This window comes from Rhizorhabdus antheiae, assembly GCF_049889055.1.
GTDB lineage: Bacteria > Pseudomonadota > Alphaproteobacteria > Sphingomonadales > Sphingomonadaceae > Rhizorhabdus.
The window spans coordinates 98,742-116,736 of record NZ_JBLTWO010000009.1 but is presented as its reverse complement, the minus strand read 5'-3'; the positions used below and the strand labels follow the sequence as shown (position 1 = coordinate 116,736).

17 protein-coding genes are annotated in these 17,995 nt (G+C 66.9%); 12 read left to right on the top strand and 5 right to left on the bottom strand.

Features of this window, described 5'->3' with window-relative positions; genetic code table 11:
• A complete protein-coding gene (pabB, locus tag ACNI3R_RS16570; protein ID WP_426185344.1) occupies positions 1–1,191 on the top strand; it encodes an aminodeoxychorismate synthase component I in 1,191 nt (396 codons plus the stop codon).
• Here the strand turns inward: pabB and ACNI3R_RS16565 are convergent.
• Positions 1,160–1,570: a VOC family protein gene (locus ACNI3R_RS16565; RefSeq protein WP_426185342.1), complete on the bottom strand. Its 411-nt coding sequence runs from the start codon at positions 1,568–1,570 to the stop codon at positions 1,160–1,162. The genes pabB and ACNI3R_RS16565 overlap by 32 nt on opposite strands.
• A gap of 142 nt (positions 1,571–1,712) precedes the next feature.
• Here ACNI3R_RS16565 and yghU point away from each other — a divergent pair, with 142 nt between their 5' ends.
• On the top strand, positions 1,713–2,618 hold the full coding sequence (gene yghU, locus ACNI3R_RS16560) for a glutathione-dependent disulfide-bond oxidoreductase (RefSeq protein WP_426185340.1): 906 nt from the start codon (positions 1,713–1,715) through the stop codon (positions 2,616–2,618).
• A 39-nt stretch (positions 2,619–2,657) separates the two neighbouring features.
• Here the strand turns inward: yghU and ACNI3R_RS16555 are convergent, their stop codons facing one another.
• Positions 2,658–2,840, bottom strand: a complete 183-nt coding sequence (locus ACNI3R_RS16555) for a YbdD/YjiX family protein (protein ID WP_426185338.1) — start codon at positions 2,838–2,840, stop codon at positions 2,658–2,660.
• A complete protein-coding gene (locus ACNI3R_RS16550; RefSeq protein ID WP_426185480.1) occupies positions 2,840–4,882 on the bottom strand; it encodes a carbon starvation CstA family protein in 2,043 nt (680 codons plus the stop codon). The genes ACNI3R_RS16555 and ACNI3R_RS16550 overlap by 1 nt, the downstream gene beginning before the upstream one ends.
• Positions 4,883–5,306: 424 nt before the next feature.
• Between ACNI3R_RS16550 and ACNI3R_RS16545 the strand changes: the two genes are divergently transcribed.
• Positions 5,307–7,628 carry a TonB-dependent receptor gene (locus ACNI3R_RS16545; protein WP_426185336.1) on the top strand — a complete coding sequence of 774 codons (2,322 nt, stop codon included), beginning with the start codon at positions 5,307–5,309 and terminating at the stop codon, positions 7,626–7,628.
• A gap of 78 nt (positions 7,629–7,706) precedes the next feature.
• Here the strand turns inward: ACNI3R_RS16545 and ACNI3R_RS16540 are convergent, their stop codons facing one another.
• The gene (locus ACNI3R_RS16540) at positions 7,707–9,221 is read right to left on the bottom strand and encodes a 2OG-Fe(II) oxygenase family protein (protein ID WP_426185478.1); all 1,515 of its coding nucleotides are present in this window, start codon (positions 9,219–9,221) and stop codon (positions 7,707–7,709) included.
• Positions 9,222–9,244: 23 nt separating this feature from the next.
• Here ACNI3R_RS16540 and ACNI3R_RS16535 point away from each other — a divergent pair, with 23 nt between their 5' ends.
• From ACNI3R_RS16535 to ACNI3R_RS16495, 9 genes are read left to right on the top strand one after another with little or no spacing between them, the layout of a single operon-like run.
• Positions 9,245–9,562: a putative quinol monooxygenase gene (locus ACNI3R_RS16535; protein ID WP_426185334.1), complete on the top strand. Its 318-nt coding sequence runs from the start codon at positions 9,245–9,247 to the stop codon at positions 9,560–9,562.
• Positions 9,559–10,350, top strand: coding sequence for an SDR family oxidoreductase (locus ACNI3R_RS16530; RefSeq protein ID WP_426185332.1), 792 nt, complete (start codon positions 9,559–9,561; stop codon positions 10,348–10,350). Before ACNI3R_RS16535 ends, ACNI3R_RS16530 begins: the two co-directional genes overlap by 4 nt.
• Positions 10,347–11,108 (top strand): SDR family NAD(P)-dependent oxidoreductase, encoded by a 762-nt coding sequence (locus ACNI3R_RS16525; protein ID WP_426185330.1) that lies wholly within the window; start codon positions 10,347–10,349, stop codon positions 11,106–11,108. Before ACNI3R_RS16530 ends, ACNI3R_RS16525 begins: the two co-directional genes overlap by 4 nt.
• A 17-nt stretch (positions 11,109–11,125) precedes the next feature.
• Positions 11,126–11,590: a cupin domain-containing protein gene (locus tag ACNI3R_RS16520; protein ID WP_426185328.1), complete on the top strand. Its 465-nt coding sequence runs from the start codon at positions 11,126–11,128 to the stop codon at positions 11,588–11,590.
• Position 11,591: 1 nt separating this feature from the next.
• Entirely contained in the window at positions 11,592–12,887 is a 1,296-nt protein-coding gene (locus ACNI3R_RS16515; protein WP_426185326.1) for a M24 family metallopeptidase, read from the top strand.
• A 10-nt stretch (positions 12,888–12,897) separates the two neighbouring features.
• Complete coding sequence (locus tag ACNI3R_RS16510) at positions 12,898–13,893, top strand: thiamine pyrophosphate-dependent dehydrogenase E1 component subunit alpha (RefSeq protein ID WP_426185324.1); 996 nt, start codon at positions 12,898–12,900, stop codon at positions 13,891–13,893.
• 13 nt (positions 13,894–13,906) lie between these two features.
• Positions 13,907–14,899 carry an alpha-ketoacid dehydrogenase subunit beta gene (locus tag ACNI3R_RS16505; RefSeq protein WP_426185322.1) on the top strand — a complete coding sequence of 331 codons (993 nt, stop codon included), beginning with the start codon at positions 13,907–13,909 and terminating at the stop codon, positions 14,897–14,899.
• Positions 14,900–14,911: 12 nt separating this feature from the next.
• Positions 14,912–15,151, top strand: a complete 240-nt coding sequence (locus ACNI3R_RS16500; RefSeq protein WP_426185320.1) for a lipoyl domain-containing protein — start codon at positions 14,912–14,914, stop codon at positions 15,149–15,151.
• A 19-nt stretch (positions 15,152–15,170) separates the two neighbouring features.
• The gene (locus ACNI3R_RS16495) at positions 15,171–17,174 is read left to right on the top strand and encodes a pyrroloquinoline quinone-dependent dehydrogenase (protein ID WP_426185318.1); all 2,004 of its coding nucleotides are present in this window, start codon (positions 15,171–15,173) and stop codon (positions 17,172–17,174) included.
• Here ACNI3R_RS16495 and ACNI3R_RS16490 read toward each other — a convergent pair.
• Positions 17,153–17,980 (bottom strand): TetR/AcrR family transcriptional regulator, encoded by an 828-nt coding sequence (locus tag ACNI3R_RS16490; protein ID WP_426185316.1) that lies wholly within the window; start codon positions 17,978–17,980, stop codon positions 17,153–17,155. The two genes, ACNI3R_RS16495 and ACNI3R_RS16490, sit on opposite strands and share 22 nt — an antisense overlap.
• Positions 17,981–17,995: the final 15 nt, after the last annotated feature.

Sequence of the window (17,995 nt, the reverse complement as noted above, 5' to 3'; positions counted from 1 at the left end):
ATGGCTCCGGCTCCCGATCTGTCGGGCACATTCGCTGTCCTCGCCGCATCGGGCAGGGACCGGCTTTATGCGAAGCCGGTCGACAGCATCGTCGCCCGGACGGGCGAAGAGGTCGGCGAAGCGCTGACCCGGCTCGATCGGGCACTGGCGAGCGGGCTGCACGCGGCGGGCTATCTGACCTTCGAGGCGGGTCTGGCGCTCGAGCCCCGGCTGGCGGCGCTGGCGCGACCGCTGCCGCCCGAACGCGGACCGCTTCTGTGGTTCGGGCTGTTCGAGGGCTTCTCCGATCTGTCTGAAGACTGGACCGCGGAGCTGGAAGCCGGGGCGGGCGCCGTCGGCCCCGCCGACCCCCTGATCGAGCGTCAGGCCTATGCAGCGGCCTTCGCCGAGGTCCAGCGCCTGATCGCGGCCGGCGACGTCTATCAGATCAACCTGACCTTTCCCTGCCGGGTGCCGGTGAGCGGCGATCCCGTGGCGCTCTATGCGGCGCTGCGCGACCAGGCCCGGGCGCCGCATGGTGGCATTGTCCGCACCGCCGACCGGTCGATCCTGTCCTTCTCGCCCGAGCTGTTCTTCCGCCGCGACGGGCAGGCGATCGAATGCCGGCCGATGAAGGGCACGGCGACCCGCGGGGCCAGCGCGGAGAAGGACCGGCTCGCCGTCGCAGCGCTCTCGGACGATCCCAAGCAGCAGGCCGAAAATCTGATGATCGTCGATCTGTTGCGCAACGACATCGCGCGCATCTGCCAGCCCGGCAGCGTCTCGGTCCCGCGCCTGTTCGACGTCGAGACCTATCCTACGATCCACCAGATGACCTCGACTGTCACCGGAACCCTGCGCGAAGGCATCGGCGCCGAAGCCCTGTTGCGCGCGCTGTTCCCCTGCGGCTCGATCACCGGCGCGCCCAAGATCCGCGCGACCGAGGCGATCCTGGCGGTCGAACCCGAGCCGCGCGGGATCTACACCGGGTCGATCGGCTGGTTCGCGCCCGACGGATCGGCCGAGTTCAACGTCGCGATCCGCACCCTCGACTGGCCGACCGGTGCGCCCTTCGCCCATTATGGCATCGGGTCGGGCGTCGTCGCAGACTCGGGCGAAGCGAGCGAGTGGCGCGAATGCCTGGCCAAGGCGGAGGTGCTGACCCGGCCGCAGTCCGCCCCTAAGCGGACGCAGGCCCCTCGAAGAAGTTGAGTTCGAGCAGAACGCCATTGGGGTCCTGGGTGAAGATCTGTTTCAGCTCGATCGAATCCGCGCTGTTGGTTCGGTAATCGGCGCCCATCGCGTCGAGCCGCCCGCGCACCTCCTCGAATCCCGAGCAATTGAGCGCGACATGGTGGATCGGCCCGGTCGGCCCCGCTTCGACCGGGCGGTCGTAGAAGCGCGGGCAATCCATGCTGTTGAGGTGGAGGATCGGGCGGCCGCCGGCATCGTACATCCATTGCACATGTTCGGGCCGCAAAGGCGGCGGACCGTCGCGGCGCTCCAGCGACAGAAGTTCGGCATAGAAGCGCGCCGTGCCGTCGAGGTCGTCGGTGACGATGTTGACATGGTCGAGAGCGTTGACCCGCATGGTGCATCCTCTTCCCTGTGCGCGGCGCCTCCGGTGGTTGAACTTTCTGGCCGCGATACGATCTTTGCGATCATGTCTGCTTGCCCCCGGCCATAGCCTCCGCTTTGGCCTTGCCCAACACCAAATCTCCCAAGGAACGACGATGGCCGATCAGGACCCCGCGAACAACTTCCCCCCGGGCTATGTCCCGCCCAGCGTCTGGACCTGGGAGAAGCCGAGCGGCGGCGCCTTCGCCAGCATCAACCGCCCCGTCTCGGGCGCCACGCATGACAAGGAGCTTCCGGTCGGCAAGCATCCGCTGCAGCTTTATTCGCTCGGCACGCCGAACGGCCAGAAGGTCACGATCATGCTCGAGGAGCTACTCGCCCTCGGCCATGCCGGGGCCGAATATGACGCCTGGCTGATCCCGATCCAGGAAGGCGCGCAGTTCGGCAGCGACTTCGTGTCGATCAACCCCAATTCGAAAATCCCGGCGATGGTCGACCGCTCGGTCGATCCCAAGGTCCGCCTGTTCGAGAGCGGGTCGATCCTCTTCTACCTCGCCGAGAAATTCGGTGCCTTCCTGCCGACCGATCTCCACCGTCGCGCCGAGACGATGAACTGGCTGATGTGGCAGATGGGATCGGCGCCCTATGTTGGCGGCGGCCTGGGCCATTTCTACGCCTATGCGCCGATCAAGATCGAATATGCGATCGACCGCTTCGCGATGGAGATCAAGCGCCAGCTCCACGTGCTCGACACCCATCTTGGCGCGAACCGTTTCATGGCGGGCGACGACTATACGATCGCCGATATCGCGATTTTCCCCTGGTATGGCGGGATCATGCGCGACGCCTATGGCGCGCAGGAATTCCTGTCGGTCCAGGACTATCCCCATCTCGACCGCTGGGTGTCGGAAGTCGCGGAACGCCCTGCCGTCCAGCGCGGACGCATCGTCAACCGCGCGGTCGGGAGCCCCGACATGCAGCTGCGCGAGCGGCACGATGCGAGCGACTTCGATACCAACCGCCAGGACATGGTCGAGGCGCGCGGCGGCACGCGCATCTGAGGGTATAGCTGCTGGCGGCCGGCGCACATTGCTCGGCCGTCAGCAGCAACGCCCGCCGCCGCCGCGATAGCGCGCATCCTGCCGGTTGCGGAAGAAAGCCGTGCGGTCCATCGGCTGCTGGTCGGGATGATGCTCGGCCATGTGCCGCAGATAGACGCCATAGTCGGGCATCCCCACCATCATGCGCGCCGTGCGCGCGAGCAGGTCGAACAGCGCGCCCATCAGGCCATCGCCTCGCTGCCGATTTCGTGGACGCTCGGTCGATCCAGACGACGCGCGGCGAGGCAGCTGCGTAGCGCGAAGACCGCGATCGCCAGCACCACGACGAGGAACAGCGCGCAAAGCCCGGCGTCGATGCGATCGTTGAAGATGATCCGCGCCATCTGTTCGGCCGACTTGGCCGGGGCAAGCAGCTCACCCCGCTCTGCCGCGTCCGAAAAGAGGGCCGCGTGGGCGAGAAAACCGACCTTCGGATCGGTCGAGAAGATCTTCAGCCAGCCGGCCGTGGTCGTGCAGATCAGCAACCAGCCGGTCGGCACCAGCGTGACCCAGGCATAGCGATCCTGCTTCATCCGGAAGAGCACCACCGTCGCCAGCATCAGCGCGATGGCGGCGAGCATCTGGTTCGAGATGCCGAAGACCGGCCACAGCGTGTTCACCCCGCCCAGCGGATCGGTCACGCCCTGGTGGAGGAAGAAGCCCCAGGCGCCGACGCACAGCGCCGTGGCGATCAGGCCCGGCACCACCGCGCCGCTGTCGCGGAAGGATGGCACCACCGTGCCGATCAGATCCTGCAGCATGAAGCGCCCCGCACGCGTGCCGGCATCCACCGCCGTCAGGATGAACAGCGCCTCGAACAGGATCGCGAAATGATACCAGAAGGCCTTCATCGCGCTGCCGCCGATCACATGGCTGAAGATTTCCGCCATGGCGACAGCCAGCGTCGGCGCGCCGCCGGTCCGCGAGATGATGGTCGCCTCGCCGACATCCTTCGCCGCCTGGGTCAGCACGTCCGGCGCGATCGGGAAGCCCATGGCGGTGACGGCGGCGGCGGCGCTGGCGGGGTCGCTGCCGAGCACCGCGGCCGGGCTGTTCATCGCGAAATAGATGCCCGGATCGAGGATCGACGCCCCGACCAGCGCCATGATCGCGACGAAGGCCTCCATCAGCATCGCGCCATAGCCGATGACGGGCGCATGATCCTCGCTGGCGATCAGCTTGGGCGTGGTCCCGCTGGAGATCAGCGCGTGGAAGCCCGACACGGCCCCGCAGGCGATGGTGATGAACAGGAAGGGGAAGAGCCCGCCCGACCAGACCGGCCCGCCCCCGCCGATGAACTGCGTGAGCGGCGGCATGCGCAGTGGCGGGGCCATGATGACGATCCCGATCGCGAGCGCGGCGATCGCGCCGATCTTCAGGAAGGTCGACAGATAGTCGCGCGGCGCCAGCAGCAGCCAGACGGGCAGTATCGCTGCGACTCCGCCATAGCCGATCAATATCCAGCAGAGCTGGAGCGGGGTGAAGGTGAAGGCGGGTCCCCAGACCGGCGACTGCGCGACAGCTTGGCCGAAGATGATCGCGGCGATCAGGCCGACGAGCCCGAACAGCGACACCTCGCCGATGCGGCCGGGGCGAATCCAGCGTGTATAGGCGCCCATCATCAGCGCGAGCGGGACGGTCGCTGCGACCGTGAAACTGCCCCATGGGCTTTCGGCGAGCGCCTTGACGACGATCAGCGACAGGACGGCGAGGATGATGACCATGATCATGAAGGCGCCGATCAGCGCGATCGTGCCGGCCGCCATGCCCATCTCCATGCGCACCAGCTCCCCCAGCGAGCGGCCGTCGCGGCGCATCGAGATGAACAGGATCATGAAGTCCTGGACCGCGCCCGCCAGCACGACGCCTGCCAGGATCCAGAGCGTGCCCGGCAGATAGCCCATCTGCGCCGCCAGCACCGGCCCGACCAGAGGCCCCGCCCCGGCAATCGCCGCGAAATGGTGGCCGAACAGCACGCTGCGCTCGGTCGGCACATAATCGAGTCCGTCGCCACGCCGGACAGCCGGCGTGGGTCGCGCGCCGTCGAGCCGCATCACGGTGCGCGCGATGAAAAGCGCATAATAGCGATAGCCGATCAGGAAGACGCTGACGGCCGCCGTCACGATCCACAGAGCGTTGATCATCTCGCCCCGGCTGGTTGCGACGACCGCCAGCGCGAAGGCGCCGATCGCCGCCAGCAGGGCCCAGGGACCATGTTTCCGGATCACGCCATTCTCCTCCTGTGGCCAACCCGACCGCAGCGTCTCAGACCCCAGCCTGTAGACGGCCGCCGGTCAAGGGCAAGAGCCCGTCCGCTATCGCCGCAATCACGACATGCTGTGCAGCATCAGAGCCGACATATTCGGCAACCGTGCAGACAAGGGCGGGCGAAATCGTCACGCTGAAGCGCCATGTCTCAGCCCACTCCACGCAACCTTCACAACCTAAAATTATTCTTTTTCAAAAGAATAGGTAACAAGGACAACCCGCGCTCTCCGGGCCCGTAAAAAAATCATTCATGCATGTTTTTTGCTCTTTTCAAAAATGACCATCTATGTTCCTTTATAGGGGCGATCGGATGGATCGCGAGGAGGGGCAGCCGATTCGCTCGCGAGCAGCGAACGGTCCCGAAGGGACGGAGAGAGAGCCATGAAAGGACTGCTCCGGGGTGCGACGCGCGCCCTGGGAACGGCGACTATCGCCTTCTTGACATCGACGAGCACCGTGGCGCTGGCGCAGACCGCGCCTGAGCCGGAACGGCAGGGCCAGACGGCCGGCCTGGAAGAAATCGTCGTCACGGCCCGCCGCGTGCGGGAATCGCTTCAGGACACCCCGGTCGCGGTCACCGCCTTCTCCTCCATGGCGATCGAGCGGAAATTCGCGACCGACATCCGCGCTCTCGCGGGTGACGTGCCGAACGTCGTCATCACCAACGTCCCCGGCTTCAACGCCGCCTCGATCGGCATTCGCGGCCAGTCGACCGGCGACATCATCCTGACCTTCGAGCCGGCGGTCGGCGTGGTCGTCGACGATTTCGTGCTCGCCCACGTCCAGACCCAGCTGTTCGACCTGTTCGACATCGACCGGATCGAGGTGCTGCGCGGCCCGCAAGGCACATTGTTCGGCAAGAACACCGTCGGCGGCGTCGTCAACGTCATCACCAAGCGCCCGGAAAAGACCTTCGGTGCCGAAATGCGGCTCGGTTATTCGAGCTTCAACACCAAGGACGTGAAGGCCGCGATCAATCTGCCGCTGGCCGACAATCTGTTTTTCCGCGTGGCCGGTTCCTTCCAGGAAAGCGACGGCTTCTACCGGCTGACCAAGACGAACAATGTCGACTTCATCCCGATGGACGTGCCCGCACGCGGCCAGCGCTGGGGCGGCACCCGCTATTTCAGCGGCCGCGCCAAGCTGCTGTGGGAGCCGGGTCCCGATACCAACGTTCTGTTCACCTACGAAATGCTGCGCGACCGTGGCGACTCCCCGCCCAGCGTCAACGAATCCCCCGCCGGCTTCCTGTTCGACGTGCTCGGCTTCCCCGGCATCCAGACCACCGGCGCGAGCCCGTTCGACACCGGCACGACGCTGTGCCGCGGCAACGCCAACGCACCGACCTGCCCCGGCACGCTGAACGGCCACCGCATCAACGTCGACGGCGGCTATGTGCGGGTCGAGCACAATATGCAGGATATCGGCTCGCTTACCGTCGTCGGCGGCTATCGCAAGGTGAAGTCGATCCTGCCGTCGGACTATACCGGCGAAAGCGCCTATCTGTTCGTATCGACCCGCAACGACACGCGCGACCAGTACAGCCTCGAAGCGCGCTTCTCGTCTGACTTCTCCGACAAGCTGAAGTTCACCGTCGGATCGATGTACTGGGGCCAGAAGCTCGACGCGAACGCGACCTCCTTCCTCGGCTTCCTCCGCTTTCTCGGCGATCCGACTGCGCTGACCGATCCCAACATCTCGACCGCCGACTACAAGGTCGACAGCTATGCGGCGTTCGGCGAGGCGGAATATAAGGTCAGCGACCCCTTCTCGGTCTTCCTCGGCGGCCGCTACACCAAGGAGAAGAAGACCTTCTCGGTCCGGCCGCAGGTGCGGCGCTCGATAGTGCAGGGCGGCTTCTGGCCGGAATTTTCGGACAAGGCCAGCTTTTCGAAGCCCACCTTCCGCGCCGGCTATCGCTGGGAAATCACCGATGGGGTGAACAATTATTTCACCTACAGCCAGGGATACAAGTCGGGCGGCTATAATGAGCAGGCGATGTCGGCGACATCCGCCCTGCCCTTCCGCGAGGAGACAGCCGACAGCTTCGAGTTCGGCCTGAAAACCGAAACCGCCGATCGTCGCCTGCGCTTCAACCTCGCCGCCTTCTACGTGAAATATGACGACCTGCAGCGCGACGCGGTGGTGCCCTTCATCGATCCGATCACCGGCCTGCCCGGACAGGAGACGCGCACCACCAACGCCGGCAAGGCCGAGGTCTACGGCCTCGAACTCGAAGCCAGCGCGGTGCCGGTCGACGGCCTGACCCTGGGTGCCTCGCTCGGCTATCAGAAGGCGAAATATCTGGAGTTCTTCACCGACGTCGACGGCAACGGGACGAACGACGATGCCTCCAACCTGAAGCTGCGCAACGTCCCCAAATGGACCGCCAACGCCTCGGCCAACTATGCCTTCCCGCCGACCGACTGGGGGCAGGTCAGCCTGAACGCCGACGTCAACTATCAGGCACAATATGAATCGGTCACGCTGAACGCGCCCTTCACCCAGGGTGAGGCGCGCACTCTGGTGGGCGCCAGCATCCAGTGGGCCGATCCCACGGAACGCTATCGGGTGTCGGTCTTCACCCGCAACCTTCTGGACGAAACCTATCGGGTTTCGGCCAACTCGGTGGCCGGCCTCTTCAACTTCACCAACTATGCTCCGCCCCGTTCGTTCGGGATCGAGCTTGGCGTGAAGCTCTGACGCCGCCTGGTGGTCCGGCTCGTACCTCCGAAGCCGTCTTCCCAAACCTCGCGGCCCAGGTGGCGGCGAGCCGGACCATCATTCCTGCACGGTGCGTCGCCGCAGTTTGTGGCGATTGCCCGTGCCCTTTGGCACCAGATCGAAGGCGAAGCTGATCCGCGGCTCGTCTCCGCCGAACGGCAGCGTGCAGTGCCACAGATAGGAGGGGAACAGGATCATCCGTCCTGCGCGCGGCTCGCGCAGGTGGAGCGTCCCGCCACCGCCCAGCGCCTCCGGCAGCGCACCGATCGCGAACCAGCCTTCGGTGCCGCCCGCTGGCGGCCGGAACGCCGGATAATAGACGCCCGACAGCCAGTTGGGCGCGTGGATATGCGAACCGACCTCCCCGCCCGGTGCCAGGATCGTGCCCCACAAGGTCAACGACCAGTCGTCGGGCCGCGCTTGCAGCCAGGGGTGATCGTCGCCCCGCTGCACATCGTGCCAGTCGCCGAGCGCCTTGCGCGCCAGCCGCGCGAGCGCCGCGATCGCAGGGCTCTCGTCATGGGCCAGTTCGTCGCTCTGCCGACCCGCGCGGGTTACCAGGCCTTCGGGCTCGAAGGTGAGCGACGGATGCACCTCAAGTTCGGCAAGCAGCGCCGCATCGAAGGCCGCCATGGTCTCGAAGCCGTCGGCCTGCTCGACATCGATCACGGTCACAAAACGGTCGAGCGCCATGAGCTCGGCCAGATCTTCGCCTTCCCCCAGCCTCTCCAGCGCAGCACAGCGCAGCGCCAGCGGCGTGGTGATACTCGGCGACGCAGCCATCAGCGCATCGCATACGGACAGCGCCTCGCGGCTTTCGCCCGTGCGCAGCAGCGCCATCGCCAGATTGATCCCCAATGCATGGTTCGGCCCGCGTTCGAGCGCCTGCCGATACAGAGCGATGGCCCCAGCCAGATCGCCTCGGGCGTCGAGCATCGCCGCCAGTTGGTTGGAGGCGCGCGGGTGCCCCGGCATCGCCGCCAGCAATGTCCTGGCCAGACTCTCGGCTTCGGCAGCCTCACCCTGCGCGACCAGCGCGTCGACCAGATTGAGCGCGGCCTCGGCATAGTTCGGCCGCAGCGCCAGCGCCCGGCGATAGGCCGGCACGGCGTCGGCGGGCTTGCCGACATTCGCCAGCGCGACCCCGAGATTGTTCCAGGCTTCGACATGGTCGGACTTGACCGCGACGGCCTGCCGCAACGGCACCAGCGCTTCGTCGGCCCGGTCGGCCGCGATCAGGCAGGAGCCGAGATTGGCGAGCGCGACGGGGGCATCGGGCCGCAGGTCGAGCGAGCGGCGCAGCGCCGCGATCGCCTCGTCGAGATGACCCGCCTGCTTGAGCGCCACCGCCTGGTTGACCAGCCGCGCGGGATTCGCCGGATCGGCCGATCGCGCGGCGGCAAAATATGCCAGCGCCGCCTCGATATCGCCGCTTCGCTGCGCAGCAATTCCGGCAACCGTCAGCACGTCGGGATCGCCGGGCGCCTCTCGCAGCAGACGCTCGACAAGCCGAGCCGCAGCCTTCGGGTCCGGCCCCTGTGCGAGCTTCGCCGCCTGCTGCAGCCATTCCATATTCACCAAGGGAGACTCTCCGAATGATCGGTGTCGTCATGATCGTCAGGACCAAGCCCGGACGGGCCGAGGAGTTCGCACGTCTCGTCGCGAAGCTCCAGAGGGATGTGCGCGCCAACGAACCCGACGCGCTGATCTGGCAGGTGATGCGCGCGCAGGACGATGCCAACCTGTTCTACTTTACCGAGTTGTTCGCCACCGCCGAGGCGCAGGCCGCCCATGCCGACATGCCCTATCATGTCGCCATGTCGGCGGCCGGCTGGGACTGCGTCGACGGCCAGCCCGAAATCCGCCTGTGCACCCCGATTACCGAAAAAGACATCGAAGGAGAGACTGAATGATCGGATCGCTCGAAGGACGCGTCGCCCTCGTCACCGGCTGCACCGGCGGCATCGGCAGCGTGATTTCCTCCGCGCTCGCCGAGGCCGGCGCCACGGTGGTCGGTGCGGACATGGTCGATGACGGCGGCGCCTTCACCCAGGCGGTGCCGAACGGTCGCTATCTGAAGCTCGACGTCACCGACGAAGGCGACTGGCAGAAGGTCGTAGCGGATATCGAAGCAAGCAACGGGCGGCTCGACATCCTCGTCCATGTCGCGGGCATCGCCGTGGTCGAACGCCTCGCCAACACCACGCTGGAGCAATGGCGCAAGCAGATGGCGGTCAATGTCGACGGCCCCTTCCTCGGCACCAAGGTCGCGGCAGACCTGATGGCCCGCACCGGTGCTACGACACCGCACGGCAGTTCGATCATCATCATCTCCTCGGTCGCCGGCCTGATCGGCTCGGCGCTCCACACCGGCTATTGCGCATCGAAGGGCGCGGTGCGGCTGTTCTCCAAGGCCTGCGCGATGGAATTCTCCGCGCTCGGGCAGAAGATCCGGATCAACACCGTCCATCCCTCGGGGGTGAAGACCGGCATGGTCGACCACATCATGCAGCGCTTCGTCGACGAGGGCTTCTTCCCGTCGGTGCAGGCAGCGCTCGACGGCATGGGGCCGGCGCATCCGATCGGCCGCATGGCCGACCCGATCGACATCGCCAAGGCGGTCCGCTTTCTCGCGTCCGACGAAGCCGGCTACATGCACGGTTCCGAACTGGTCGTCGACGGCGGATATACCGCGCAATGAGCCGCTTCGCCGGCAAGGTCGCGCTCGTCACGGGGGGCACCTCGGGCATCGGCGAGGCGGTCAGCGCGCAGTTGACGCGCGAGGGCGCCAAGGTGCTGGTGCTCTCCAACGTGGCCCAGGCGGATATCGACGCGGCGGCGCGAAGCGGGCTGATCGCGGCAGGCCGGCAGGTCGACATCGCAGATGCGAGCGCCGTCGCCCGAGCGGTCGAGGATCTGACCGCCGAGGCGGGCAGCGTCGACATATTGGTCAACAATGCAGCGATCTGGGCGCCCAATCCGGTTCCCGAAAGCCCGCTGTCGCTGTTCGACCGGCATATCGACGTCAACCTGAAGGGCAGCTTCTACGTCACCCATGCGGTGCTGCCCGCGATGCTGGCGAAGCGTGCCGGATCGGTGATCTTCGTCGGCTCGGTCTCGGGCATAGCGGGGCGCGCCGGGGACAGCGCCTATTCGGCGTCCAAGGCCGGCGTCGCGATGCTTGCCCGCACGCTCGCCGCCGAACTCGGATCGCAGGGCATCCGCATCAACTGCGTCTGTCCGGGATCGGTGGCGACCCCGCTGACCGCCGGGCTGCGCACGCCCGAAGGCGAAAAGGCCATCGCCGCGCTGATGGAGGACCACCCCTCCCCGCGCGGCATCTTCTTCATGGACCCCGCCCAGATGGCGGAGGTCATCTGCTTCCTCGCCGATCCGCGATCGAGCGCCATCCATGGCGCAGTGATCATCGCCGACGAGGGTCTGACCGCAACGATGTAACCGAAAGGACGAGGACAATGACCATCGAACATGATCCGGGAAAGCTCGGCGACCTGATCGTCAACATCGCCGACGCCAAGCCGCACCAGCTGGGTTCGGGCACCACCATCCGCCTGCTCCGCTACAGCGAGGAGACCGGCGACTGGGTGCTGTGGGTGCAGATGGAGCCGGGGGCGACCTTCGCACCGCACTGGCATCTCGGCCATGGCCAGTATTTCGTCACCAAGGGCGAGCTGATCTACGACGTCGGCTCGGCCCCCGCAGGCACCTATGGCTATGAGCCGATCGGATCGCGCCACGCCGAGGCGCATTGCGTCGAGCCGACCGAATATCTGTTCCTCGGCCACGGCGCAGTCGCCTATACCGACGATGCAGGCGAGGTCCGGTTCATCATGAACCACGAGTTCCTGCGCGACCTGCACCAGGGCAAGGACCAGCCGGACATCTCCGGCGACGCCGTTCCGGCGCACGAGGCCGCCTGACATGGCCAACCCCCGCGCAGAGCGCCTTCGCGCAATGCTGGCGGCCGAGGGGCTGGACGCGGTCGTGCTGACCCATCCGCACGACGTGCGTTACGCCATCGGCTATCATTCGGTCCTCGAACGCTGGACGCAGATGGAGCCCTTTGCCGGCGCCATCGTCTTCGCCGATCCGGCGAAACCGGTGACCCTCGTCATTCCCGAAGCGAATGTCGGCATCGTCGCCGTGCTCAACCGCGCCCGCGCCGACGCCTGCACCTATGACGAGATCCGCACCTTCGACATGCTGAACTTCTGCGAGGTCAGCCGCTATGCCGATCCCGATCGCAAGGGCAGCCGGCTCGCCGAGGATGCGATGTCGGTCGCAGGGGCCATCCGGGGCGAATGCCAGCCCGACATCGCGGCGGCGATCACCCGCGCGCTGGCCGATCACGGCCTGTCGGGCGGGCGGATCGGCTTCGACGAGCATCGCGTCTCCGCCGCCGTCGCGCGGCAGGTGCCGCATGCCTTTGTCGACGCGCTCGACTTCATGATGCGCGTGCGCGTGGTGAAGACGCAGGAGGAGCTCGCCCGCTATCGCACGGTCGGCAAGATGGCGGACCGGGTGATCGCCCATGCCGGGTCGCTGCTGCACGAAGGCGCCGACTGGAACGATGTCCAGGCCGGCATCTGCGACTTCATGGTGCGCAATGGGGTCATCCCTGTCGATGAGGGGGCGATGCTGTTCGGCGGCGCCTATGACCAGGACGAGTTCATCCCCGACCTGTTCCGCACTTCGGGCGGGCGCACGCTGCGGCGCGGGGACATCGTCATCCTCGAAACGCAGGGCGTGCTCGACGGCTTCTGGATCGACATCAACCGGACGGCGATCATCGGGAAGCCCTCGGACGACTATCAGCGGCTGCACGACATATTGCGCGACGCCTTCCTGCTGATGGCCGACCGGCTGCGTCCGGGCGTGTCGACCAACAGCCTGCCCGCCATCGGCTATGAGCATCTGAAGGCGAAGGGCGTCGCCGCGCCCGAGAAGCTGCTCGTCGTGGCGCATGGCATCGGCCTGATGCCGCTGGAAATTCCGCTCGCCTATCCGGCGGCGGGGCTGGCCGGCGTCAAGCAGGGCTTCGTCATGGAGGAGGACATGCTGATCAGCCTCGACAGCCTGTTCTTCGGCGCGAAGCTCGGCCCCTGCCACATGGAGAATGTCTACGCGATCACCGCTTCCGGGGCAGAGCCGATGTACGCGGCCCCGCTCGAACTGATCGTCGCCGACGCACCCGTCCGCGTCGCCGAACCCGCCTGAAAGGAACGTCATGACCGACGGACAGAATGACCGAAGTCTCGAAAAATATCGGCGGATGCAGCGCATCCGGCAGTTCGAGGATCTCGCCGAGGCGATCCACGCCCAGGGCGAGATTCCCGGCGCGCTCCACACCTATGCCGGACAGGAAGCCTCCGGCGTCGGCGCCTGCATGGCGCTGAACACCGAAGATTATATGGTCGGCACCCACCGCAGCCATGGCCACCCGATCGCCAAGGGCGCCAAGCTGCGCCCGCTGATGGCCGAACTGCTCGGCAAGGCGACCGGCATCTGCAAGGGCAAGGGCGGGTCGATGCACCTGTCGGACTTCTCGGTCGGGAGTCTCGGCGAGACCAGCATCGTCGGCTCGGGCGTGCCCGTCGCCGCAGGCGCGGCGCTCGGCTCGAAGATGCAGGGCAATGGCCGCGTCGCGCTGTGCTTCTTCGGCGATGGCGCGACCAACGAAGGCGCCTTTCACGAAGGGCTGAACATCGCCGCGATCTGGAAGCTGCCCGCGATCTTCGTCTGCGAGAATAACGGCTATGCGGTGTCGACCCCGGCGAGCGTCGCGGTGCCGGTCAAGGACATTGCCGAGCGCGCCAAGGCTTATGGCATGCCCTCGATCATCGTCGACGGCCAGGATGTCGACGCGGTCGAGGCCGCCGTCGCCGAGGCGGTCGAGCGGGCCCGGACGGGTGGGGGGCCGACCTTCGTCGAGACCAAGACCTATCGCTATGCCGACCATGCGGTGAACATGGGGCGCATCCTGCTCGATCGCGGCGCCGAGGTCGACGAGTGGCGCGAGCGCGATCCGCTGAAGCTCTACCGCGCCAAGCTGATCGCATCGGGCACCGCCGCCGATCTGCTCGACCGGATCGAGAGGGAGGTCGCCGACGAGGTCGCCGACGCGCTGCAGTTCGCGCGCGACAGCGCCTACCCGACGCAGGAGGAAGCCTTTGACGACGTGTTCGTCGACCGCCTCCCCATCCCCGATTTCATCAAGGCCTGAGGAGAGGATCATCATGGCGAAAGTGACGTTCCTGGAGGCCATCCGACAGGCCCAGATGGAAGAGATGACCCGCGACGAGCGCGTCTTCATCATGGGCGAGGACATCATCTGCAACGTGTTCGGCACGACCACGGGCTTCGTCGACGCCTTTGGCACCGAGCGCGTCCGCGACACCCCGATCTCGGAGAACGGCTTCATCGGCGCCGCTGCGGGTGCGTCGATGGTGGGGATGCGGCCGATCGTCGATGCGACGATCTCGTCCTTCCTCTACCCGGCGATGGACCAGATCATGAGCATCATCGCCAAGTCGCGCTACATCTATGGCGGACAGGCGCGGCTGCCGCTCGTGATCCGCAGTTGCCTGTTCTACGGCAACTCCAATGCTGCGCAGCATTCGGACCGCAACTATTCGATGTTCATGAATGTGCCGGGGCTGAAGATCATGGTCCCGTCGACCGCCTATGACATGAAGGGCATGCTCAAGGCGGCGGTGCGCGACGACGATCCCGTGCTGTGCTTCGAGGATTCGACCTGCTGGACGTCGAAGTCCGACATGCCCGACGATCCCGACTTCCTGATCCCGCTCGGCAAGGGCGACATCAAGCGCGAAGGCACCGACCTGTCGATCATCGCGATCGGCGGCGGCGTTCCGCTCGCGCTCAAGGCCGCCGCGACGCTGGTCAAGGAAGGGATTTCGGCCGAGGTCGTCGATCCGCGCAGCCTGGTCCCGCTCGACAAGGAGATCATCCTGCGCTCGGTCCGCAAGACCGGCCGCGCGATCACGGTCGATCCGGCGCATCAGAGCTGCAGCGCGGGCAGCGAGATCGCCGCGCTGATCGCCGAACATGCCTTCGACTCGCTGCGGGGGCCGGTCCTGCGCATCGCGACCGCCGAGACGCATGTGCCCTTCTCGCCCCCGATCGAAAAGGCGCTCTACCCGAGTGCCGAGCGCATCATCGCCGCCGCCCGCCGCCTGGTCGGCGCGCGCGAAACCGTCGACGCCTGAGGAGAGCGCAGCATGGCGAACATGAAAGTGCTGCTGCCCCAGTTCGGCATGGGCATGCAGGATGCGGAGATCGTACGCTGGATGAAGGCGGTCGGCGACAGCGTCGAGGCCGGCGAGCCGCTGGTGGAGATCGAGGCCGCAAAGACCACGGTCGAAGTGCCATCACCCGGCAGCGGAACGCTCAGCGAAATCCTGATCGAGGAAGGGGAGACGGTGGCCGTTCGCACCCATATCGCGACGATTACGGTCTGACATGGCGCGGCGGGGGCGGATGATCGGGCGCATCGGACTGGCCCTGTTCGGGCTGGTCCTGGTCACCTGGGCGGTGGGTTGGGCGATAAGGCTGATGCCGCCGCTCGGCCCGCTCGAACTGCCGAAGGGCGGACCCGGCGAGACGCGCTGGGATCAGTGGGGCGCCACCATGGGTGGCACCCGCTACACCCCCGCCGCGCAGATCACTCCCGCCAATGTCGCGCATCTGAAGGTCGCGTGGCGCTATTCGACCGGCGAACTGGCGCGCCGGCCCGATGCGATGCTGACCAACAGCACCAACGAGACGACGCCGATCCTCGCCGCCGGCTCGCTGATCACCTGCACGCCCTTCGGCCGGGTCATCGCGCTCGATCCGGCGACGGGGCGCGAGAAGTGGGTCTATGATGCGGGCATCGACACCCGCTTCCAGCTGCCCGACCAATATATCTGCCGGGGCGTGTCGCAGTGGCAGGATGCCGCCGCTACCGCCTCCGCTACTGGCCCGGCCGCCTGCTCGACCCGGATCATCCTGGCCACGGTCGACATGCGGCTGATCGCGCTCGATGCGCGGACCGGGCGCCCCTGCGCCGGCTTCGGCGACAAGGGCACCGTCCGCGTCGATCCGGGCAAGCTGCACCATCGCGGCGAGGTGAAGCTCGCGGCCCCCGCCGCGATCGTCCGCGACAGCATCGTCATCGGCACGTCGGTGCTCGACAATGTCCGCGCCAACGCGCCGCGCGGAATCATCCGCGCCTTCGACGCGCGCAGCGGGCGCCAGATCTGGACCTTCGACCCGATCCCGCAGGAGGGCGGGTCCGACCGCGACTGGATGGGCGACAGCCGCCACACGACCGGCGCCGCCAATGTCTGGTCGGTGATCGCGGGCGACCCCGACCTCAACATGGTGTTCCTGCCGACGTCGAGCGCCTCGCCCGATTATTATGGCGGTCTGCGGCCCGGCGACAACCGCCACGCCAACAGCACCGTCGCGCTCGATGCGGCGACCGGCAAGCTGATCTGGGCGCGCCAGCTGATCCATCACGATATCTGGGACTATGACACCCCGGCCCAGCCGACACTGGTCGACATCAACCGGGGCGGGCGCCGCATCCCCGCGCTCGTCCAGCCGACCAAGCAGGGCTATGTCTTCGTCCTCGACCGCCGCACCGGCGCACCGCTCTTCCCGATCGACGAGGTCCCCGTGCCCCAGAGCGGCGTGCCCGGCGAATGGCTGTCGCCGACCCAGCCGCGCCCGCGCCTGCCGAAGCCGATCGTCCCGCAGAGCATCACCCCCGATCAGGCCTGGGGCTTCACCCCCTGGGACCGGGGCAAATGCCGCGACCTGATCGCCCAATATCGCTCCGAAGGGCTGTTCACCCCGATCACAACGCGCGGCACGATCACCTATCCGGCGGCCTCGGGCGGCGCCAATTGGGGCGGCGGCGCGATCGATCCGGTGCGGCAGATCTTCTACGTCAACAGCAGCCGGGTCGCCTCGGTCATCAAGCTGCGCCCGCGCAAGCCGGGGGGCAGCGGCACCGTCCAGCTGTCGGCGCATGAGGACGTCTCGCCGATGGCCGGCACCCCCTATGACGTCAAGCGCGAGTGGCTCCTGTCCCCGCTCGGCGCCCCCTGCACGCCGCCGCCCTGGGGCGGCCTCACCGCGATCGACCTGCGCAGCGGCCGCATCCTGTGGGACGTTCCGCTAGGGACGATCAACGACCGCCTGCCGATCCCCCTTCCCGTCGACATCACCCTCGGGACCCCGAATATCGGCGGGCCGGTCGCCACCGGCGGCGGCGTGCTCTTCATCGCGGCGACGATGGACCGCAATCTGCGCGCTATAGACATGCGCAGCGGCAGGCTGCTGTGGCAGGACCGGTTGCCCGGCGGCAGCCAGACCACGCCGATGAGCTATGTCACCGGCGGCCGCCAGTTCGTCGTGGTGTCATCGGGGCAGCATATGTGGTTCCAGACGCCCCGGTCGGACGAGCTGATCGCCTATGCCCTGCCGGTGAAGTGAAGCCCGGCGTCGCGCTCGGCGCGGTTGGTGGAGGCCGCAGCGCCGATCTCGCTCATCCCCAGTTCGCGGTGCTTTTCGGCCAGTAGCGCGATATAATGGCGGCGCACCTCGCCCTCCAGCGACAGGATCGCGCTCTTCAGGAAATTGGCGTGGAGCTCGATGCAGCAGGTCGGCCCGTCGATCGTCCCTACCGCCCAGCGATGGTAGATGACGAACTCGGTCGCGACGAGCTCCTGCGCGATCCGCTCCAGGTCGAGGTCGGTGCAGGCATGGCCCGCGATGATCTCCCGGTCGAGCCAGTTGCGGAAGCGGTTATAGGCGACCGAGCCCAGCTCGCGGATCGCGGCGGGCCGGGGCACCGATGAGAAATAGAAGTCGATCACCGTGCGCGCATAGAGCGAGTCGCGGTACATTTCGGCCACCATCCAGTCGAGCTCCTTGAACACGACCTCGATGCTGTACTCCTTCTTCTTGCGCGCGACGTGGCGGCGGACCTCGCGCAGGCGCTCGGCCACGGTCGCGAAGATGACGCCTTCCTTGTCGCCATAGAGGCGGTAGAGCGTGCGCGGCGCAACATCGGCCTCGCGACTCAGCCGCTCGATCGTCAGCGCCTGCACCCCGCCCTCGCCCAATATATTGTGCGCAGCATTGATGATGCGCGCGCGGCGCTCGGTCATCCCCTGGCTGGCATAGCGCTTGCGGGGGCGCGGCTTGGCCGTGCCCGCCTCGGCGTCGATATCGCCACCCTCGATATCGCCGAGCTCGATATCGTCAGGTTCGATGTCGCCAGAGTCGATGTCGGTCATTGCGGACAGGCTAAT